At 47.4% G+C, this 22,140-nt stretch carries 18 protein-coding genes; 15 read left to right on the forward strand and 3 right to left on the reverse strand.

Annotated features, from left to right (window positions below):
* Nucleotides 1-75: 75 nt before the first annotated feature.
* From J7E78_RS22235 to glsA, 6 genes are all read left to right on the forward strand, one after another.
* On the forward strand, nucleotides 76-363 hold the full coding sequence (locus J7E78_RS22235; RefSeq protein WP_215078236.1) for a stage VI sporulation protein F: 288 nt from the start codon (nucleotides 76-78) through the stop codon (nucleotides 361-363).
* A 929-nt stretch (nucleotides 364-1,292) separates the two neighbouring features.
* On the forward strand, nucleotides 1,293-2,942 hold the full coding sequence (locus J7E78_RS22240; protein WP_215078251.1) for a LytS/YhcK type 5TM receptor domain-containing protein: 1,650 nt from the start codon (nucleotides 1,293-1,295) through the stop codon (nucleotides 2,940-2,942).
* A 10-nt stretch (nucleotides 2,943-2,952) separates the two neighbouring features.
* On the forward strand, nucleotides 2,953-3,753 hold the full coding sequence (locus J7E78_RS22245; RefSeq protein ID WP_215078237.1) for a LytR/AlgR family response regulator transcription factor: 801 nt from the start codon (nucleotides 2,953-2,955) through the stop codon (nucleotides 3,751-3,753).
* A 180-nt stretch (nucleotides 3,754-3,933) separates the two neighbouring features.
* Entirely contained in the window at nucleotides 3,934-5,172 is a 1,239-nt protein-coding gene (locus tag J7E78_RS22250) for an L-lactate MFS transporter (protein WP_215078252.1), read from the forward strand.
* A gap of 249 nt (nucleotides 5,173-5,421) precedes the next feature.
* Nucleotides 5,422-5,916 (forward strand): GNAT family N-acetyltransferase, encoded by a 495-nt coding sequence (locus J7E78_RS22255; protein ID WP_215078238.1) that lies wholly within the window; start codon nucleotides 5,422-5,424, stop codon nucleotides 5,914-5,916.
* Complete coding sequence (gene glsA, locus J7E78_RS22260) at nucleotides 5,913-6,854, forward strand: glutaminase A (protein WP_215078239.1); 942 nt, start codon at nucleotides 5,913-5,915, stop codon at nucleotides 6,852-6,854. Before J7E78_RS22255 ends, glsA begins: the two co-directional genes overlap by 4 nt.
* Nucleotides 6,855-7,068: 214 nt before the next feature.
* Here glsA and J7E78_RS22265 read toward each other — a convergent pair whose 3' ends face one another.
* The gene (locus J7E78_RS22265; protein ID WP_215078240.1) at nucleotides 7,069-7,410 is read right to left on the reverse strand and encodes a YolD-like family protein; all 342 of its coding nucleotides are present in this window, start codon (nucleotides 7,408-7,410) and stop codon (nucleotides 7,069-7,071) included.
* Nucleotides 7,407-8,651, reverse strand: a complete 1,245-nt coding sequence (locus J7E78_RS22270; RefSeq protein ID WP_215078241.1) for a DNA polymerase IV — start codon at nucleotides 8,649-8,651, stop codon at nucleotides 7,407-7,409. The genes J7E78_RS22265 and J7E78_RS22270 overlap by 4 nt, the downstream gene beginning before the upstream one ends.
* 857 nt (nucleotides 8,652-9,508) lie before the next feature.
* On the opposite strand from J7E78_RS22270, the gene J7E78_RS22275 reads away from it, so the two are divergent.
* The 9 genes from J7E78_RS22275 to J7E78_RS22315 all read left to right on the forward strand — a co-directional run bounded on the left by J7E78_RS22275 (nucleotide 9,509) and on the right by J7E78_RS22315 (nucleotide 21,144).
* Complete coding sequence (locus tag J7E78_RS22275) at nucleotides 9,509-11,737, forward strand: hypothetical protein (RefSeq protein ID WP_215078242.1); 2,229 nt, start codon at nucleotides 9,509-9,511, stop codon at nucleotides 11,735-11,737.
* Nucleotides 11,738-11,763: 26 nt separating this feature from the next.
* On the forward strand, nucleotides 11,764-12,972 hold the full coding sequence (locus J7E78_RS22280) for a HEAT repeat domain-containing protein (RefSeq protein WP_215078243.1): 1,209 nt from the start codon (nucleotides 11,764-11,766) through the stop codon (nucleotides 12,970-12,972).
* 22 nt (nucleotides 12,973-12,994) lie between these two features.
* On the forward strand, nucleotides 12,995-14,395 hold the full coding sequence (locus J7E78_RS22285) for a glycosyltransferase family 2 protein (protein WP_215078244.1): 1,401 nt from the start codon (nucleotides 12,995-12,997) through the stop codon (nucleotides 14,393-14,395).
* 24 nt (nucleotides 14,396-14,419) lie between these two features.
* On the forward strand, nucleotides 14,420-15,223 hold the full coding sequence (locus tag J7E78_RS22290; protein WP_215078245.1) for a response regulator transcription factor: 804 nt from the start codon (nucleotides 14,420-14,422) through the stop codon (nucleotides 15,221-15,223).
* An 81-nt stretch (nucleotides 15,224-15,304) separates the two neighbouring features.
* Nucleotides 15,305-16,672 carry a nucleotide sugar dehydrogenase gene (locus J7E78_RS22295; protein ID WP_215078246.1) on the forward strand — a complete coding sequence of 456 codons (1,368 nt, stop codon included), beginning with the start codon at nucleotides 15,305-15,307 and terminating at the stop codon, nucleotides 16,670-16,672.
* Nucleotides 16,673-16,680: 8 nt separating this feature from the next.
* Entirely contained in the window at nucleotides 16,681-17,601 is a 921-nt protein-coding gene (locus J7E78_RS22300; protein WP_215078247.1) for a hypothetical protein, read from the forward strand.
* A 469-nt stretch (nucleotides 17,602-18,070) separates the two neighbouring features.
* Entirely contained in the window at nucleotides 18,071-18,322 is a 252-nt protein-coding gene (locus J7E78_RS22305) for a hypothetical protein (RefSeq protein ID WP_215078248.1), read from the forward strand.
* Nucleotides 18,323-18,760: 438 nt separating this feature from the next.
* Complete coding sequence (locus J7E78_RS22310; protein WP_215078249.1) at nucleotides 18,761-19,978, forward strand: MFS transporter; 1,218 nt, start codon at nucleotides 18,761-18,763, stop codon at nucleotides 19,976-19,978.
* Between the two features lie 509 nt (nucleotides 19,979-20,487).
* A complete protein-coding gene (locus J7E78_RS22315; RefSeq protein ID WP_215078253.1) occupies nucleotides 20,488-21,144 on the forward strand; it encodes a cell wall hydrolase in 657 nt (218 codons plus the stop codon).
* A 157-nt stretch (nucleotides 21,145-21,301) separates the two neighbouring features.
* Here J7E78_RS22315 and J7E78_RS22320 read toward each other — a convergent pair whose 3' ends face one another.
* Nucleotides 21,302-22,072 carry a hypothetical protein gene (locus tag J7E78_RS22320; RefSeq protein WP_215078250.1) on the reverse strand — a complete coding sequence of 257 codons (771 nt, stop codon included), beginning with the start codon at nucleotides 22,070-22,072 and terminating at the stop codon, nucleotides 21,302-21,304.
* Between the last annotated feature and the right edge of the window lie 68 nt (nucleotides 22,073-22,140).

Here is a 22,140-nt window from a genome sequence, read left to right on the forward strand (position 1 = left end):
AAAAAGGCAAGTGTACAAGCCCTCCCGACATATGAATAAGAAGTGAGTTCATTCTTTTGGGAGGTGCTATACGTTTTGGGTTATCAACAATATGGAATTAGTCCGCAGCTGGTGGAGCGGATTAAATTAAAGATGAAAAATCCTGCTGTCAAAGAGCGTATCAAAAAGTTGATTGATGGTGTTACCAAGTCCGATTTGCAGGATAAGGCCAAGGTGAGAAGACTGGTCAAATCATCAGCGGTCATTATGAACGAGAATTTATCGACCGCCCAGGAGGAGCAATTCGTTACTTTTGTTATTGCGCAGAAGATTGATCCGAATAATACGTTTCATTTGATTAAGCTGTGGGGCATGTTTAGGTAAGGATTCGATGTAATGTGGATGGGCTAAAGAGGGGTGTTTACACGGGGGCACTACGATGACAGAATAACCTTCCGAGCGCTGTTATCCCCAGATTTTCTGATTTACCCTTTCCAAGGGTAAAATCCGGTGATAAAGGCGCACGCTTCGCTTCTTTAGGTTATTTCTGTCCTCTCCGTTATTGTGTAAACGAAAGTACTTTAGAAAAGCCAAATTACACTCAAGTTGGTGTGGTAATGTAAAGAGGGGTGTTCCATTAAGTCATGTAGATGACATGATGGAACACCCTTTTTTGTGGTGAAGGGCAAGGGATGAACAAGGTTTTAGTTGGGGCTAAATTGAAAGTTTATGTATTTTCATCTCTTGTACTCTTGCTTTTATCCTGGAAAGAGCTGATGAATATTAAGGTTATGATTAGAACTACAATTATAGTGCTGTTATAAGGTTCTTCTTTCAGGATGTAGTCCTGTACAATTAAAGTCAGGATTGAGATAAATAAAATAATTTGCAGGACAAGCCTTGTTGACCGATCAGGATCGTTGGATCGTTTGGAGACAGCATATAGGGTAAGCCATATTAGACTAAAAAGTAGAAGTGAACCTAGGAGTAGAATTTCCAGCATGCATGAACACCTTTCTGTAATTAATTTCACTGAATAATTGGAATAACATGACAACTGATTATAACATAGGTTTTTCTGGAATCGCAGATTCTCATAGAAGTTAAGGGATGAACCATTATATTTGCATGGTGCAGTCTGGTCGATGTATTTTCACAGGATGGACTTTGCTTTCCTCCGGGGGGAGCGGTAAACTGTTGCATACGAGCCTTATGGATTAATGTCCTGAATGTTGTGTCAAAAAGGCGTGACTGTGTTGGGCTCCATTTATTTTTAGACAGATGTGGAGGAAGTACGATTGGAAATGTTCACGATGCTGCTGGGTTTATTTGAACGGGCGGCGCTGCTGATTATATTTTTATTCTTTCTGTCGAGAGTGCCGAGATTTAGGCAGATTCTGCAAAAAGGGAAATTAAGGTGGCAAGAGTCTATTGCAGTTACCTTGTTATTCTGTGCTTTTGCTATCTTCGGCACGTATACCGGTATTAATGTTGAAGGTTCACTGGTAAACGTGCGGATCATCGCCGTGTTATCGGGTGGTATTTTGTTCGGAGCGCCTGTAGGTATTATTACGGGGATTGTCTCGGGGGTGCATCGGTATTTGATCGATATGGATGGAGCAGCTATACCGTGTCTGATCACGAGTATCCTGGCAGGTATGGTCTCCGGATATATACATAAGTATACGCCCAAGCCCAAGCGATGGATCATCGGTATTGGTGCCGGAATGATCATTGAAGCGCTGACGATGTTACTGATCCTGCTATTTTCCTATCCCGATCCATTAGGTGCTGATATTGTTTCGCAGATTGCCTTGCCTATGATTTTGGGTGAAGTCAACATTGGGCTGATTGTGCTCTTGGTGCAGAGTGTTGAAGGGGAAAAGGAAATGATTGCAGCCCGTCAGGCGAAGCTGGCACTGGAGATTGCGAACAAAACCTTGCCGTATTTCCGATCGATTAATGAGGATTCTCTGCGCAAAATCTGCCGGATTATTCAGGAGGATATTCAGGCCGATGCGGTTGCAATTACGGATACCCGGAATGTACTGGCTTATGTAGGATTTGGTGAGGAACGCTATCATATCGGTAATGAAATTATAAGTGAGATGACCAAGAAGACGATATCCAGCGGGGAGATTACAATCAGTAATGATGTCATTGATGAAAAAACACCAGATATCCACTCGCTGTTAATCATTCCGCTCAAAGAACGAGGCGATATTACAGGTGCGCTCAAAATCTATTATCGCAAAGCGTACAAAATTACGTATCCATTACAAACAATGGCTGTAGGTCTGTCGCAGATCATCTCGACCCAGATGGAGGTGTCGCGGGTAGAAGAGATCAAGGCTGCTGCCAACAAAGCAGAGCTGCGTGCGTTACAGACAACCATTCACCCTCATTTTCTGTTTAATGCGCTAAATGCGATTGCTTCGTCCATCCGAACCAAACCGGATCGTGCCCGAGAGCTGATTGTGAACCTATCCGGGTACATGCGTTACAATCTGGAGCTGTCGGATGAATTAATCGATATTCACAAGGAGCTGGAGCAGGTCCGCAATTATGTGGAGATTGAGAAAGCCCGTTTCGGCAGCCGACTTAACGTGATCTATGAGATTGATGAGGTCGCGGTGCATATTCCGAGTCTTGTCATCCAGCCGCTCGTCGAAAATTCAATTATTCATGGCATTCTCAAGGTCAAAGGACCTGGGACTGTTCGAATTCGGGTACAGGATTATCCGGAGTTTGTGCGAATCAGTGTCAGTGATACAGGAGCAGGCATCAGTGCAGATATTATTGAACGTGTCTACCACGACTGTATGCCTGGTAACCAGATCGGGCTGTATAATGTGCATCGCCGGGTGAAGCTCATCTACGGACAAGGTGTAACCATTACAAGGCTGGAACAAGGAACCGATATTTTATTTGATGTGCCCAAAGGAGATGTCGTAACAAGGTGATGATGGATCAATGAGAGCTCTTATTGTGGAAGACGAGATTCTGGCAAGTGAGGAATTGAATTATTTAATCCAGGAACATAGTCAGATAGAGGTAGTGGATCGCCTTGAAGATGGGCTGGATGTACTGAAGTTTTTGCAGGAACAAGAAGTAGATGTCATTTTTCTCGATATCAATATTCCCTCGCTGGACGGCATGATGCTGGCCCATCATATTGGGAAGTTTGCGATTAAACCCTATATTGTATTTACTACGGCGTATAAGGAACATGCAGCAGAAGCCTTTGAGTTGGAGGCGCTTGATTATATTTTGAAGCCTTATGACGAGAAACGAATTGCTGCAATGCTCCATAAGCTGGAGCTCTCATTCAAACGTGATCATACGCCGGTGGAGCAACATGTTGAGGATGGACCAGTTACTATGGTGGACGGATCTGCTGCACAGGGAGATCTGTTCCGAGAACGAGATACGAATTCCAATACGGACAGAAGAATTAATCTGCTGCGGAATGACAATATTATTGTTACGGATACGGCAGATATCTACTATGCGGAAGCACAAGAGAAAGTGACGAAGGTATATACCAAAAATGGGGAGTTCACTATGCCAGTGAGCATATCGGATTTTCACAGCCGTCTGCCACAGGACACGTTCTTTCGCTGCCACCGTTCGTACGTCGTAAATCTGTCGCAAATCCGTGAAATAGTGCCCTGGTTCAACAATACGTATCTGCTTCGTCTGCGCGATCTGGATGCTGAAGTGCCTGTGAGCCGTGGGAAGGTCAAAGAATTCAGGCAACTCATGCGCATCTAGAAGCATTTCATTCCGCATCTGGTGCAACTCATGCTCAAACCGGTGTATTAAATCCCCTTTCATGTATGATTAGCTTGTGAACGCATTCATGCATATGACATCGGCAAAGGGGAGATCACGATGAAAGCAGCATTTTCATCCGTTTCATCAACACCTGAATCAACATTTGCACCTACCAAAATGAACCGCTGGCTTATTGTTTTGGGGACAATCATTGTACAAATGGGTCTTGGAACCATCTATACCTGGAGTTTATTTAATCAACCGTTGTCTGATCGTTTCGGATGGGACGTCAGCTCGGTCGCGATAACTTTTTCGATTACGAGTTTTGCTTTGGCATTTGCCACATTGTTTGCAGGACGGTTGCAGGAACGTTGGGGTCTTCAGCGCCTGATCCGTGTAGCCGGGGTTGTGCTTGGGCTGGGTCTTATTCTGAGTTCCCAGGTCACTTCGTTAACACTACTGTACATTTTGGCTGGATTTGTTGTTGGATTTGCAGATGGTACGGCGTACATTACGTCGCTGTCTAATCTGATCAAATGGTTCCCGGAGCGTAAAGGCCTGATCTCGGGGATCTCGGTCGGAGCCTTCGGTACGGGTAGTCTATTGTTCAAATATGTGAACTCGGCATTGATTGGTGCCGTTGGTCCTGCTCAGGCATTTATGTATTGGGGTATGATCGTTCTGGTTCTGGTTGTTGCGGGCTCATTCCTGATTCGTGAAGCCGTTGTTCGTAACCAAGCCCCGGCAAGTCGTGCTAAGGGGACGAAAGAAGTGGAAGTACATCGTGATTATACGGTAAAAGAAATGCTGCGTACAAAAGAAGCGTACATGCTGTTCGTTATTTTCTTCACGGCGTGTATGAGCGGCCTGTATCTGATCGGTATTGTCAAAGATATCGGTGTACAGCTCGCTGGACTTGATGTAGCTACAGCTGCGAATGCGGTAGCCATGGTTGCGATCTTTAACACGGCAGGACGTATTATTCTTGGTGCGTTGTCGGATAAAGTAGGACGAATGAAGGTCATCGCTGGTGCGCTGCTGGTTACAGCCGTAGCTGTCATGACACTTAGTCTGGTTCCACTGACATTTGGGATTTTCTTCGCCTGTGTGGCGGCTGTTGCATTCTGCTTCGGTGGTAACATTACGGTATTCCCGGCGATTGTGGCCGATTACTTCGGACTGAAAAATCAGAGCAAAAACTATGGTGTGATCTATCAGGGCTTTGGATTTGGTGCTTTGGCTGGATCATTCATCAGTGCCCTGCTGGGCGGATTCCATCTAACCTTTATCGTGATTGCTGTACTCTGCGCTGTCTCGCTGTTGCTTGCACTGATCATTACACCTCCGGGTCAAGGTCGTCGTGCACGTCAACGTGAAAAACAGATGAACCTTAACCCTTCATCACGGGCAAGCTAACAACATGCACTGGAAGTACGGAACAAAGAATATTTCTTCATCATAAAAAGCAAATTAAACAAAGCGGTCTCCAGACGAGGCCGCTTTGTGGTATCTACAGTTGTCAGATTGCTGACTTGTTGGCCTACCGGACCATCTGGCTGCCTGCAAGCGTGGTGCCTTGTGTGCATTCCATCATTCGCTTCTGTTATACTCTATGTGAATTCATTAAGACTAAGATCAAGCTATGTACCCCAGAGGAGGCATATCATGAAGTTCATTAAATACACACAACCTGATTTTAATGATTATTATGCATTGGTTTCTAATAAGGAAGTAATGAAACAGATTACAGAACGTGCAATACCGGAGCAAGAGGCGAGAACGCAATTCGAGTCCATGCTGGATTTTAATGAACGTTCCACTTGCGGACATTACCGGGTATTTAGTGAAGCTGGTGCCGGTGTAGCGTATGCCAAATTGATTCCGGATCAGGAGGACCCGACCAGGGCTGAGATAGGTTACATGATCCTGCCTGAACATTGGGGCAAAGGTCAAGGCACATCCATAGCGTCACGGTTGATTATTCAGGCACAAGCCGCAGGGATTGGATCACTCTATGCAGTTATCGATCCGGCTAACGCTGCTTCCCGCCGGATCTTGACCAGACAGAACTTTGTATCCACCTGGACAGGTGATTACGATGGTCTTCCTGGTGAGATTTTGGAGTTGAATCTTCAAATGAAGCGAGGAGATGACATATGAGCAATTCAACCATGGAACGTCTGAATGCATTACTGCCGGAGTGGCTGGAGACCAGTCGCCTGCACACCGGACAGGGTAAAGTGGCCTCTTATATTCCAGAGCTTTTCAAAGCCTCTCAGGATGAGCTTGGTATACATATCATGGATGCCGAAGGTAACCATGTGTCGGCAGGGGATTGCGGTGTTCCCTTTACGATGCAAAGTATTTCCAAAGTGTTTACCCTTATTCTAGCCTTGATGGATCATGGGGAAGAAGCGGTTTTCTTTAATGTAGGAAAAGAACCCACAGGCGACGATTACGATTCGATGATCAAGCTTGAATTGGTCGAACCGGGCATCCCGTTCAATCCGTTGATCAATGCAGGTGCGATTACGGTGTCTTCCCTGATTGCAGGTGACTGCAAGGAAGAGAAATCCCGCCGCATTCTGGAGTTTTTCCGCAAACTGGCGAATAATGATCAACTGGGCTACAACGAAGAGGTATTCCAGTCCGAATCGGAGAGCGGTCACCTGAACCGTTCACTTGGTTATTTCCTGAAGCATAATGGTGTGATCAAGGATGACGTTGAAGACGTGCTTGCCGTGTATTTCCGTCATTGCTCCATTGAAGTCACCTGTGCTGATCTGGCACGAATGTCACTTGTTCTGGCTTATGATGGAACAGATCCGATTACGGGAGAAGAACTCATCCCTCGTCGCTATGTTCAGATTGCCAAAACCTTCATGACCACCTGTGGTATGTATAATGCGTCAGGCGAATTTGCCATCGAGGTTGGATTGCCCGCCAAGAGTGGTGTATCCGGAGGGATATTGACCCTTGTACCGGGACAATTCGGCATTGGTCTTGTCGGCCCGGCTCTGAATCGCAAAGGCAACAGTATTGCCGGCGTGCATCTGCTGGAGCGTCTGTCCAAGGAATTTGACTGGAGCTTTTTCTGAAAAGTTTTCTGAAAAAAAGCATACCCTCATATGTAGCCGATGAATCACGTATCCGGTAATTTGCTCCTTTTGAATGAAGTGAATGGCCCGGATATGTCTCATCGGCTACTTTTGGTATTCATCAGGATGTATAGGAAGACAGTCCTGCATGGCAAGGGCTATACTGCAGCTATCATGGGGGAACATCCACAACATCGGGGTGGTATATACGACTTCATTCATTAGCTAGCACCACATCTGTAATGAGGTTCATCTGAATATCCCGGCACCCATCCTCCATCAGTAATCTGAGGGTACGGGCAGGACGATCCATCCGCAGCACCTGTCCGGTATAACGGATATCGTCATGTTCGTGAAACAGGGTGATAGTGATCATATCCCCAAGCATCATTGAGTTGCTGAGCAAACGGGACATTTCTTCCGCGGCCTGGGCATCCAGGGATGGGCGGGTGCGAGGAGCAAGTTGTTCCTGATGAAGAATATAAGCTTCCCGGTGTTCGGGGAGCATCATGCGTGAGGACTCGAAGATACCGTTTTGCTGCAATTTTTTACTCATTTATAATGACCTCCAATTTTATGAGAACGTTCATGGGCTTGCGCGGACGAGCAGAGGGAGGATGCCCGCATGATGGCGGTTTCTCCGTACCTGCGCTTGATATCATCTGTCGCACGTTCCAGTTCTCTTTTGCGTTCGCGGTCATCAAACCAGGACAGCTGCACTTCGGAATCGGGTACAAGTCCGGTCAGTGACACGCTGATGCGGCGGATGGGTAATCCGTCCCAATGGCGCAGGAACAGAGCTGCTGCCGCATCGTATACTTCATCCGTAATGTTGGTTGGTTCATTCACCTTCATCTGGCGGGAGAAACCGGTTGGCCGATCATAATCCTGTCCGCGACATCCAACCGAGACCACATGGCCCATGAGTGATTTGTCCCGGGAACGTCGACTGACGAGTTCCGCCAGTTCGAGCAGTACCACCTTGATATCTTCCCAAGAGTCATAGTCCCGGGGCAGCGTCATCTGATGTCCGATCCCCTGCTGCTGATGAGCATATGTCCCGGGTTTGACCGGGGAATCATCGATGCCACGGGCGATACGCCATAATACCTCGCCATTCACTCCCCAACGTTCTCTCAGCCGGGACAGCGGAGTCTGGGCCAGATCACCGATCGTATGGACCCCCATTTTATAGAGATGCTGCGCCATGCGGGAACCGACCATGAACATGTCTCGAACAGGTTTCTGCCAGATGGTGGATGGCAGATCTTTGCGAGGCAGCGTGCAGATGCCTCCAGGGACTTTTTTGGCATATAGATCACAGGCCATCTTGCTAACGACCTTGGTATCACTAATACCGATTCGAATGTACACACCCGTCTCATCCATCACCCTGGATTGAATGCTGCGCGCAATCGTCTCGGGACTGCCGAACAGATCTAGGCTTCCGGTGACATCGAGAAACTGTTCATCAATACTATAGGGTTCCACCAGATCGGTGTAAGACTGAAGGATACGTGTAATATGAAGGGACACCCGAATGTACTCGGCCATCCGGGGGCGAACAACAACAACATCCGGACATTTGGCGAGCGCTTCGCCCAGTCGTTCTGCTGTCGTAATTCCATAGGACTTGGCGAGTGGACAGGCCGCAAGAATAATACCCGAACGGCGCGCCGGATCTCCCGCGACAACGAGGGGGCGGTCCTTGTATTCGGGGTGTGCAGACTTCTCCACACTGGCATAGAATGACTGGCAGTCTGCCAGCATGATGACACGTCTGTCTTGGCGGGGCATAAGACTTCTCTCCTTATCCGTGATGCTAAGCTCTTCTGTTAAGCATCAATGATCTTCATTTGAACATCGATATTTAACAGTTTATTTACAGTATGGAACAAGTGTTCCTGTTTTATAAGCATATCCGACAATTCGAAATGCGGCAACCGGAATTATTTTGCAAATTGGACACAATTGCCCTAAGGCTATATAAGAGTCAAAAATTAGGAAATAAGATGTGATTTTTTACATTTAATGTGAGAGATCCATGACTTCCGGGTGATGACCGGGCGTTCATTTGGGTTTTTGTAAAAGGGTTATAAATGGGCACAGTCCTATAGAGGGGGACTGATGTCCTTTTTTGATTTTCTGCATTTTTCAGAAAACCTTGATGTGACGCGGAATATCGCTGATACGTTATCGGACTATAGTATCAATTTTGTAATCTTTATGGTTAATACTGTAAAATAGTCCGCAACTTTAAAATATGACTCGCGTTTAATGGGGTATGTGTTCAAACGGCAAACGTTGCCTGTACCCGCGTTGCACATAACAATAAAGGTTCCAGAATTGCAAGATCAGCAGGCATCTAATCCATGCGATTTTAGCAAATATTAGTGTTTGGGAATCAGACGTATCCTGGAGGCTTTCGGGTGCTAGTTGATGGCGCTTTTTACGAATTATGGGCAGAATGTTCCATTTCATGTTTGCTTCCATCAGCCTAGTTACAAATGCAGAGTCTTAGCGCTATAGTGAGAACTACACCGCTGACATCTCTACCAAGCGGACATCCGAAGCGGAAAGTTTCGTAAACTTCATGTTGGATCATTCGATGTTGAAGCAGGATGCATAATTAGAGAGGTGAGCAATCTAAAGACATGAGCAGACAAAGACGAAGACGCTGGCTATTAACGGTATTGACAGGAGCAGTGGTGGTGACCGGTGGGATAATTGCCGGATGGCACTATATGCAACCCAAGCTCGTTACGTACACAGCGGAGAATGGCACGGAGATGAAATTCAAGACCGATGGAGACCGGTTCATGGAATACGGGCCGGATGGAACGTGGAGGGAGATGTTCGTCAAAGGTGTCAACCTGGGCGCAACTTCACCGGGGCATTACCCGGGAGAATTCCCGCTGACTAAAGAGGATTACTTGCGGTGGTTCCAGCAGATCGAGGATCTGGGAGCCAATGTAATCCGGGTATACACGGTTCACGAACCGATTTTCTACTCTGCATTAGTCGAATATAACCGCGGCCGGGAGCAACCGTTATATTTTATACAGGGCATATGGTCACCTGAAGAAGAGCTGATTGAGAAGCAGGATGCCTACGCGGCCCATATTGAGCAGACGTTCAAGCAGGAGATTGAAAAGGCCGTATCTGCTGTCTATGGCGATGCGGACATTCCTGCCAAGCAGGGAGAGTCCAGCGGCAAATACAAAACGAATGCAGGAAAATACCTGATGGCCTGGCATGTGGGGACGGAATGGGACCCGGCGATGGTGGACAACACAAACGCAAAACATGCGGACGTGCCGCAGTACAAGGGAGTTCATTTCTCGGCGAGTCCAGAAGCGTCACCGTTCGAGAACTGGCTGGCAGAGTTACTGGATCATACGGCGGTCCTGGAGAAGAAGTATGGATGGGAACATCCGATGACCTTCACCAACTGGGTAACGACTGATGTGCTGGATCATCCCGGCGAGCCGCTGTATGAAGAGGATCTCGTCAGTGTGGATGCCCGACATATTCAGCCGGAGGCGTGGCAGGGAGGTTATTTTGCAGCCTACCATGTGTACCCGTATTACCCGGATCTGTTCCATATCGATAAAACGCTCCAAACGATCAAGGATGAGAACGGTGAGTACAACACGTACAAAAGTTATCTGCGCAAGCTAAAAGCCGAGTTTTCCGATATGCCTGTAATGATTACAGAATATGGCGTACCCTCTTCTCTTGGTATTTCCCATCTGGGTATGGGAGGGCGGAATCAGGGTGGACATAACGAAGTAGAGCAGGGAGATATTGACGCGTCATTGACGCAGGATATCTATGATGAAGGATACTCGGGAGCAATTGTGTTCATGTGGCAGGATGAGTGGTTCAAAAAAACATGGAACACGATGCCACTGGAAATTCCGGCTGATCGCCGGGCATATTGGCTGAACGTGCTGACAAACGAGAAGATGTTTGGTCTGCTTGCCATGGACCCCGGTAAACAGGAACAGTTGACCATCGACGGATCACTTAATGACTGGGATGATCTGAAGGATGAAGGTGTCACAACCTGGCAGGGTCAAGTGGACGGCATTCAGGAAATGAAGATGACCCATGATGAAGCCTATCTGTATATTGGGCTGACCTTGGATCAACCTTTTGACCCGGAGAAGACAGTGCTGCGAATTGGCACAGATACACTTGCTGGAGGCAGTCAGCCTGACAAGTTACTCCCAGGCTGGACGCTCAGTAATGGTCTTGAGACGGTGATTACACTGGGGCAGGATGAAGAATCTCAGGTGGAGATCGCCAAGGATTATGACTTTAACCAGCGTCTGTACGGCAAAGAAGGATACGATATGCTGCCAGATCAGCAGTCAGATTCCGCAGATAATCCGTTCCACCCATGGAATCTGGCAGTCAGCCTGAGGATGACACCGCCGGATACCCGATCTGCTCAACCGTTCATGAATGAAAAGGTAGGAACATTGAAGCGAGGAACGACGGCTCCCGGCCAGCCTGATACAGATTCATTAACGGCATGGCAGTATAATGGCAATCAAGTGGAGATGCGAATTCCCTGGATGTTGCTAGGGTTCGGTGATCCGAGTTCGCTGCAAGCGATCGACTATGGACCGCTCAAGAATGGACGTGAGTTCTCTACAGTTGCTGTGGAAGGCGTTGCACTCATTCCGTGGTTAACGGACCGCGCCACGAAGAAAGTATCTTGGCCTGGGGGTGAACAGACGACACTGGATCTGAAGACTTTGCCAGTATATAGCTGGCAGCCTTGGGAACAGGTACAGTATAGTGAACGGCTGAAGCTAAGCTACGAAAAAATGAAGAAGAGCTACGATAAAATTCCTAGTTTTCAGATCGAATAAATGAGTATAAAGGAGGACCTTTTCACATGTTTCCAAGTTTGGCTTTGGCCTATTTGTTTTTGTGCATCTGTATCGCACTTGTTGTTGTAGGCGTCATCGTATTGTTTGCCATGAAAATGTCCCACAACGGCAAACGACGCAAGACGGCGTTTTATGAATTGAAACAGCGTGACTACTTCACCTATCTGCAAACAGCTTTGACCGAGAATAGTCCGCTCAAACTGCCACCAGGCAAGCTGGCTCCGCTGGAACGCAGAGTCATTCAGGACAGACTGATTGAATGGATCGACCAGTTCAAGGGTGAGTATCGCGACAAATTAATCGCACTGTGCCGTGAAGCAGGATTTGTAGAGCATGATCTGAAGGAATTGGACCGTCTGCGTTACGGTCGCCAGATCGATGCGGCTTATCGCCTGGGTGGCATGCGTTGTCCCGAAGCCGTTCCGGGTTTGATGGAATTGCTGAAGGATGAGAAACCGGGCCCGATGGCGATTATGATTGGTCGTTCCATCTCCAGATGTACGACTCGACAAGGTGAACTGAAAGACATGCTGGCGTTGCTGTTAACCAAAGGCAAATCAATTCACCATCTGGCAGCAGATATTCTGCTCGAAACGAGTCTGGATACGAGCAGAATTCTAATTGAATTGCTGGAAGACAGGAATCCTGATTTTGTCAAAGTTGGACTGGTTGCCATGTGGGGACAAGCTGTACCTGAAGTGATGCCTGCACTCGACAGACTGGTAGGCGCAGAACATCAGGATGTACGTGCCGAAGCGGTGAAGCTGTATCTTAGCGCAAGTCCGGCGCTCCGGGATGAGACCATTCTCAAGCTGATCCAGGACCCCGACCCGGAAGTTCGCGCCGAAGTGGTACAAGCGCTTGGAACGAAACATGCATCTGGCAGTATTCCATTGCTGCGAAAAGCGCTGCGGGATGAAGACTGGAGAGTTCGCTATAACAGTGCGGAGAGTCTGGGCAAGCTCGGCGAGCCGGGATTCGAAGCCCTGTGTCAGGCTGCGGTGCAAGGTACAGGTGCTGAGCGCGAGATTGCGATGCAGCAGATTGAGAGTACCATGCAGCACACGAGAACCGATGACAGAGCTGTAGAGCAGATGATTGCACATAACAAAAAAAGACTGCTGTACGATCGCTATTTTGGCCCTGTCCGAGAGAACAAAACCAGCAAGAAACGCACAGGTGTCGCTACGGTAGGAGGGGATTACACTGCTTAGGGATCTACTATTAATCTACGGCATGGTCGCAATCTACTATGTTGTTTTTGTAAATACGCTCTATTTTTCCATTCTGGCCTTATCGTTCCGTAACATCTGGACGATCTTCCGGCGGTCGCATTATTCCAAATACAATACATTGTCAGGATCGGAACTGGTGCCTTCCGTTTCTCTGCTGGTTCCGGCGTACAACGAGGAACTGACGATTATTGAAAATGTGAACTGCCTGATGACGCTGAATTATCCAACGTATGAAGTCATTGTTGTAAATGATGGCTCCAGTGATGCCACGCTGAAGATCCTGTTGGAGGAATATCGTCTGAAGCCAGTACCCAATACGAAGATTCGGGGCAAGATCGCCTGTCAGAAAATTCGCGGGATCTACCATAATCCGGAGTTCCCGGATCTGTATGTCATTGACAAGGAAAACGGCGGAAAGGCCGATTCCCTCAATGCCGGGATCAACCTGTCTCATTATCCGCTGATCTCTTCCATTGATGCCGATTCTTTGCTGGAAAAGGATGCCCTGATCCGCATGGCACGCATGTATATGGAGAATCCGGAAGAGACAGTAGCCATCGGTGGAGATGTAAGGATCGCCAATGGCTGCAAAATTGAAAACGGGGCAGTGCAAGATGTATCGCTGCCACGCAAGATCTGGCCCATGTTCCAGTCGATTGAATATCTCAAAGCCTTCTTGGGCGGACGGATTGGCTGGAGTCACATGAACGGTCTGATCATTGTCTCCGGTGCCTTCGGCATGTTCCGCAAGGATGCTGTGATCGCCGTAGGTGGATACCGGGATGGTTATCCCGGGGAGGACATGAACATTATCATCAAGCTCCACCGTTATATGCTGGAAAACAAATTGAAGTATCGCGTTGCCTTCTGCCCTGAGGCCGTATGCTGGACGCAGGCACCGGATTCCTACCGGATCTTGTCCAGTCAGCGCAAGCGCTGGGGCCGCGGGAACCTGAAGAACATGCTGGAGAATCGGGGCATGCTGTTCAATCCGAAATATAAGGTTATGGGGATGGTGACCATGCCATATAACGTCCTTTTTGAAGCGCTCAACCCGTATTTCCGGGTTACCGGACTTCTGGCTCTCGCCGGATATGTGCTTCTGGATATGACCCAGTGGCCGATCCTGGTCCTGTTCGGATTGCTGAACCTCGTGAGTGGTTACCTGCTGAGTGTGGGCGCACTTGTCCTGGAGGAGATTGCTTTCAAGCGTTACAACAAGCTCTCCGATCTGGTCAAAATGCTGGTCTACTCCGCGCTGAAGTTCGTCGGTTACCATCAGCTGGGCGTACTGTGGAGATTGCAGGGACATGTGCAGTTCATGCAAAACAACAACTCATGGGGTACGATGACACGTCAAAGCTGGTCCGAGGATGAGAAGAAAACAAGCGAAGCCGCTTGAGAATGAAGAAGGGTGGAAAAGAACATGCCAAATACGGCGACATTGCAGCGTGAGGCTGCCGTTGATGTGTATCGAAGTGTAGAACAGGGATTGAAGGAAACGGGTCCCGAAACATGTGGCTTAATGTTCATCCATTGTGCAGGAAACGCTCAACCTGAGCAGCAGGTCAGGACACATCTGGAGCAGACGAGCAAGTCTGCTTTTCAGGTGTGGACGGATGGGGCGACCCAGGCGATTGCTGTCCTGCTGCCAGGATTGTCACTGGATGAAGTTCATTATGAAGGGCTTCGGATCAAGCATGAACTGCAAGAGACCGTCCCCGGTGCCGATCCACAGATTACACTGGCCAGTTTCCCGGAAGGGCAGCGCCCTTCGAAGGCAACCATTCAGCATATGGCTGAGTCCTCGAAGCTCATAGATTCGTCGGAGATTCATATCTACACACTGGATCATACGGCGGACGAACCGGAACGAATTTTGATTGTGGACAACGATCCTACGGTACGCGAATTCCTGCAGTTGCGACTGAAGATGCAGGGCTACGAAACCTATGAAGCCGTCGATGGACTGGCTGCACTGGAGTTGATCGAAAAAGTTACACCAGACCTGGTGCTTACCGAGCTGAATCTGTATGGCATCGACGGTCTGCCGTTCATTCATCATATTCAGAAGCTGGAGATGGAGCAGCCACCCAAAATTGTCGTGTTGACCGAGCAACGTGTCGAGCAGACGATCAGTCAATGCTTCCGCAGCGGCGTGGATGATTACATGACCAAACCGTTCTCACCTGTAGAGCTGGATGCCCGAATCAGACGCTGCCTGCACTAGAAGATAAAAAAAGAGCAATAGACAACCATCTATTTACATGGATTTGAAGCACCATCAAATACACTACCCGGAGGGAATATCATGGAGAATCAACAATTCCACACATTACTGAATGCGATTGAAAATAAAGAAGCTGTACTCGGCGTCGTCGGGCTCGGTTACGTAGGACTTCCACTTGCCGTAGAAATGGTCAATCAAGGTTTTACGGTCATCGGAATTGATCTGGATGCGTCCAAAGTAGAGAGCATCTATCAAGGAAATTCCTACATTCACGATATTTCGTCCGAGGAATTGAAAAAAGTGATGCAAAGTGGTCGTTTCAAGCCAACCACGGATTACAGCATGCTACGCGTGATTGACGCACTCAGTATCTGCGTACCGACACCGCTTAGTGAGAATCAGGACCCGGATACGTCTTACATTGAGACCGTTGTGGATCAGATCAAACTGCATATGAAACCAGGCATGCTGATTACGCTGGAGAGCACTACTTATCCAGGTACAACCGAAGAACTGATCCAGCAGCAGCTAGACAAGATCGGACAAGAAGCAGGTAAAGACTATTTCCTCTGCTTCTCGCCTGAGCGTGTGGACCCGTCGAACGGACGTTTCACAACATTTAATACACCGAAAGTAATCGGGGGCACAACCGAGGCTTGCTTGAAACTTGGAACAGCGCTATATAGCAAATATGTAGAAACGGTAGTACCGGTATCTTCGCCAAAAGTGGCTGAGATGTCCAAACTGCTGGAGAACACATTCCGTAGCGTGAACATTGCCTTTGTGAATGAGATGGCGATGATGTGCGACCGCATGGGAATCGATATCTGGGAAGTTATTGACGCGGCGGCGACGAAACCATTTGGTTTCATGCCATTCTATCCAGGCCCAGGCATCGGTGGACACTGCATCCCGCTTGATCCGATGTACCTGTCATGGAAGGCCAAAGGCTTCCGTTTCTACAGCAAATTCATTGAGCTGGCGCAATCCACCAATGACAACATGCCATATTATGTGTTGAACAAAACGTCAACGATTCTGAACGAATACGCGAAATCCGTACGTAAATCCAATATTCTGCTGCTCGGTATGTCGTACAAACCGAATATTGCCGATCTGCGTGAATCACCAGGACTGGAAGTATATGAACTGTTCAAGGAAAGTGGAGCTAACGTTAGCTACTACGATCCACACGCAGATTCCTTCCAGGACAAGCATGGCGAGACCGTACACAGCGAAGTGTTTAATCTGGAGCAGTTCAAAAAGTACGATTGCATTGTGCTGATCACCAACCACAGCGATTTGCCTTACTTTGATATTGCCGAGATGGGTGTACCAATTCTGGATACACGTAATGCATTCCGTTCGTACACACATCCTCATATCTACAAGATTGGTCACTCGGTACAGCATCCTGTGCTTGAACCAAGTGAAGCGTTGCTCGTCTGAGGAAATATATGAGGCAACGGGGCAAGCTGGTGGGGATGGCGAAATGGGCCATTCTGGCTGTGGTGTTGTGCCTGCTGCTTCTGTCCTGGATGTTCAAATGGTTCAAGGCAGAGGAACACAAAGCGACCTGGCTGTGGGACGCGTCCATTATTGCAGAGCAGACACCAGAGATTATCGCCTTTTCCAAAGAACAGGGCGTGGATACCATCTTCCTGCAAATCCAGGATGAGTTGCCTGACGCAACATACCGCAAATTCATTGCGGCTGCAGGGCAGGCTGAGATTGAAGTGCATGGACTTAACGGTCATGCAGACTGGGCCTATGAGGAGAAGCGGGATGAAGGGCTTGCTTTTATCGAGCGAGTAAGAGCATACAATGCAGCTTCTGCGAAGAATGAACGCTTCGAAGGCATTCAACTGGATGTGGAGCCGTATCAGCTGAAGCGCTGGGAGAACGAGGAGAGTAGCGTCATTGCAGAATGGCAGAACAACATGAAGTCTTGGACGAAAGCGGGAGAGGATGCCGGACTGTACATGAGCGCTGCCATTCCGTTCTGGCTTGATGCCCGCCAGTCTGCTGAGGATGGTGGTACATTCAGCCGCTGGGTCATCTCCCACTTCGATGCGGTAGCCATTATGGCTTACCGGGACAGTGGACAGCAGATGTATGATCTGTCCAAGGAAGAACTGGACGAAGCGGATGATCTTGGCAAGAAAGTCTGGATCGGAGCGGAGCTCGCGGATACACACGAGGGGGATTACCTGACCTTTTTCCGTAAACCGGTTAGCAATATGAATGAAGAGATGGCGAAGGTGTTTGATCTGGGTTCCTCTCATTCTTCTTTTGCAGGTGTGGCTGTGCATCATTATGAAGCATGGTATGCTAAGGAAAACGGTATCCCGCTGGCTCGAAAGAGCAAGGAGAAGTAGTAGGCATTGGAGTCAAGGTCATCAGAATTATTATAGGGAACAGAACCATAGTATAGAAAGAAGGCAAGTCCCGGGTGAAGGGGCTTGCCTTCTTTGGTGATTGATTTTACAGAGCGTTGGTCGCTGATATACCGGAGTCCATCGTAATTAAACTTGGTACGATGCTCGATGCTCAAATCACGATCGGGGGAGCAAAAGGCAGCTCCTCACCTTTGCTGTTTTTTGTTTTGAAGCAGTATAATACGGATAGACGTCCACCACATATAAATATACTAGAAAAACTGGTAAGCCACGTTTTTCAGAAGATCTTTATGACAAAACAGAATTGAAGCAACGTAGGTATTATGATAGAAATGGTAATGCAGATGAAGGTAACGACGATCATTCTAATGCGGATGGATTACATACTTTCTCGCATAGACATCAATGGATCAATGGACAAAGATTCTAAATTTAAGGTGGTAATCGTATGAGTGAAAAAGAAACTTATGAAGAAATTCTTGAGTTTATTCGGGAGCATAGAGAAATAGAGTTTGTTTATGAAAACAGACAATATGCATTCCTTTCTCATAAGGAAGGCTTTGCTTTTGTGTGTGAGAACAAAACTCAAGGTCCAATCTTTACAACTTATGAAGAAATGATTAAGGAAAGCAAAATTAATGGGGAAACATTTTTGGAGCTATTTAAAAATAATGAGTTAACTATAACGGCTGTATTTTAATTGGATTAAGTACCTGATAATGCAAGAATCTATTGAGGAAATAGCCTGGTCTTCTGACTGGGCATTTTTTTCTGTCTAAGGAAGAATATAAGTTCGTATAAAGTGTTGAAGAGGAAATTGACATGTTAATGAACTATCAACAAAAGGTTTTACAAATATTGTAACCTTATAAAGGTGAACGTAAAATGGATATTAGATGAATAATATGCATTTGTAGGGCTGGATAATTACAAGGACAGTTTCAGTAGCATACGACATCGTGCTGTTCCTTCTGCTCCAGCGTTACTTTGTTGCAGGTCTGACAGCGGGTTCACTCAAGGGGTAAGGTATCGCAGAAATCGGAAGGAAAAGCTTATTTTGCATTGATTTCTGAATCATTCTGCATAATAATGATTTAGTGTCAGAATGACTACATAGAGATCAAGGGAGCTATAAGTGATGAGCAAACTGGAAGTATTGCGGAATCCCAAGCAGCGCAAGCTGCTGTTCAGTGCCGGCATGAGCTGGCTGTTTGATGCGATGGAAGTGGGTATGATCTCCTTTATTGTGGCTGCACTTGCCAAGGAATGGAGTCTCAGTCCGGGACAAGTCGGCGTGCTTACGAGTATTAACTCGATCGGTATGGCGCTAGGTGCTTTGCTTGCAGGTGCACTTGCGGACCGTTTTGGACGGAAGGCCATTCTGATGTGGACCTTGTTAATCTTTACGATTGCAAGCGGTCTGTCTGCACTGGCGACCGGATTCGCCGTATTGTGTGCACTACGTCTGGTTGCAGGTATTGGACTTGGCGGCGAGTTGCCTGTGGCATCCACACTGGTATCGGAGTCGATGCCTACAGCCGAACGGGGACGTGCCGTTGTATTATTGGAAAGTTTCTGGGCAGGGGGCTGGATTGTATCCGCGCTGATTGCGAACTTTGTTATCCCGGAGTACGGATGGAGAATTGCTTTTGCCATCGGAGCACTTCCGGCGTTCTACGCACTGTACCTGCGCCGTGCCATTCAAGACCCTCCAAGGTACAAGAACCATACCAAGCTTCATAAAATGACGTTCCGCGAGAAGGTTGCCACCGTCTGGTCAGCACCTCATCGCCGTACAACGTTGATGCTCTGGATTTTGTGGTTTACCGTCATTTTCTCTTATTATGGTATGTTCCTGTGGCTGCCTTCGGTTGTGATGGCGAAGGGCTTTACTATGGTCAAAAGCTTCCAGTACGTGTTGATCATGACGATCGCGCAACTGCCAGGTTACTTTACCGCAGCGTACTTCATTGAACGTTATGGTCGCAAGTTCGTACTTGTTGTCTATCTTACCTTGACCGCATTCAGTGCGATTGCGTTCGGATTGGCAACCACGGAAGCAACGATTCTGGCCGCGGGGATCTGCCTTTCGTTCTTCAATCTGGGAGCCTGGGGTGGTCTGTACGCCTACAGCCCGGAATTGTATCCGACTTCCGTTCGTTCGACAGGTGTTGGACTGGCTACATCGGTAGGCCGGATCGGTGGCGTAATTGCACCATTAATGGTAGGTATGCTGGTTCAGCGTGAAGTTCCGATCAGCCTGATTTTCACGATTTTCTTCGTGACCATCCTCATTGGCGCAGCGGCAGTACTGTTCTGGGGCCGGGAAACGAAGGGTCAGGAGCTTGCTGAGTAATTGTCAATAAATACAACGCAACTTTTGTACGGGTCTGCCTGCCTACGGAAATAACAGGTTGGACAAGCGGTATATGGTTGATACAAGAAGGGGTATGACCATGGTGTGACCATGGGCTCATGCCTCTTTTTGTTATGTTCAGCGTCGTTTTTTCACTGCGTCATCGGTCCGATAGACTTCATTTTTTCTATATCCTATAATGACACTCGGGATGTCGGGTTGTGAGAATTCAGGAGAAAGAAGTGGGATCTGGATTCAGAAAAGTGGAGGGTAATGGAATGATAAAGAACAATATTGGAATGGATCAACCGAATGAAATTAATGAAAAGAATATGATAAGTGAATTAGATAGCGTGAGTGAGATGAAAGAGATGAAGGTGGGAAGCCATATGAACAGTAATGAACGGACTACAGTTGATAGCACAAATGAGGGGCTTGATCTATTAACGTTTGCTGACAACTTGGAGCCTATCACTGTCAGTCGGAAAGTCACTCATGGGAAGGGTAACATGGCTGGCAAAAGAGCAGGGCGGGTCAGTATGCTTCTCGGTGCCTGCGCATTGACTCTGGGATTGACCGTGGCAGCTCCTTCTGCGGGAGCACAGAAGTTGGAACAGGGCGTTCGTAGCGAGCATGTGCTGCAATTGCAGGAGCAATTAAGCGATCTGGGGTACTTTGATGCTGGAATGACTGGATATTACGGTACCATCACCAAAGGTGCTGTCCGCAAGTTCCAGCAGGCGCAGGGACTGAGTGCAGACGGCGTTGCAGGTCCAGCGACGCTGAACAGGCTGAACAAAAAGGCCAAAGCCGAAGGCGAGACGCTGCGTCAGTTGGCGAAGCTGATCCATGGTGAAGCGCGCGGAGAATCTTTTGAAGGGCAAGTCGCTGTAGGAGCGGTTGTGTTGAATCGGGTACATTCGAGTGAATTCCCGTCGTCTATTTCGAAGGTCATCTTCCAGAAAGGTCAGTTCACGGCGGTTGACGATGGACAGTTTAATACCAAGCCGACGGCGACCTCTTATAAGGCAGCACGCAAAGCATTAAATGGTGTTGATCCGACGAACGGAGCGCTCTATTATTACAATCCGAAGATTGCCACGTCGGTGTGGAGTAAGAGCAGGCCGACGCTGCTGACCATTGGGCAGCATGATTTTACGAGATAAGATATTTTGAGTTTATAGATAGAACAAATGTATTTTCTTAATACAACAAGGAACCCCGGCTGTATGCTGCTCATCTGCAGGTACATGGCCGGGGTTTAATAATTATTATATCGTGGAAAAATGGTATCTTAAAATTGAAGCAAATATAAGTTTAATATTACTTCTGGACCGTGAAAGGGATATTCAATGAAGTAGGCTCTACAATGGTTTCTCCAGTATCATAGTCATAGATTCTATTGAAAACCAATTCAATGGATTCCAGCTTGTCGGGGTCATCTGTGTATACTAAACCATAGCCCATATTATCCATGACTACGCCGTCATATTGATGATAAACATAGGGTTTTCTCATGAAATTACGATCCGCTGAGATAGGTTTACCTGTGTTCGGATGGATCGAATTCAAACCGTAAAATCCGATATTTTGATCCGTTGTATTTTCCACACTGTAGATGATTTTGATATAAGTTATATCAGGACCAACATCTTCATGATTCAGAATAGAAATGTTTTTACGGGTATCATCTGGAATATCACTAGCCTCTAATAATTGAGCATCCATCATATGAATAGTTAAAGGACCGAATTCAATACTTTGCTTCAGAGGGACAGTTTTCAACAATTTTAATTGTCCGCCGTAATCAAATGTACCTGTATCTCCGGATTTGGATAGAAGCGGTGGTAGTGCGCTTTCCAAAAGCTTGTCCTGAAGAATTTTAGCGGCCTGCTCAAATTGATTATAGTCTGGTTCAAGTCCTTTGTATGTTAGTTCAGAACGGAAAGGCTTTAAACCGGATTCCAAGACAAGTTCAGAATAAGCAGGGTGAGGCAGTAACGGATCTACTTCCAGTTGTGTAGATGTGGCATCATTGGAGCTGTCTGAACCGCCCAAAAGTGCGAGAGCGAGCAGTAGTTGAACAATAAACATAAGAAGCGGCACCCTTTCTCTTAGACCCTATTAATTTAAATGTATTTTATCACGCGTGTTGAATAACC

Origin of the sequence: Paenibacillus polymyxa (assembly GCF_018614975.1) — a bacterium.
Lineage (GTDB): Bacteria > Bacillota > Bacilli > Paenibacillales > Paenibacillaceae > Paenibacillus > Paenibacillus polymyxa_E.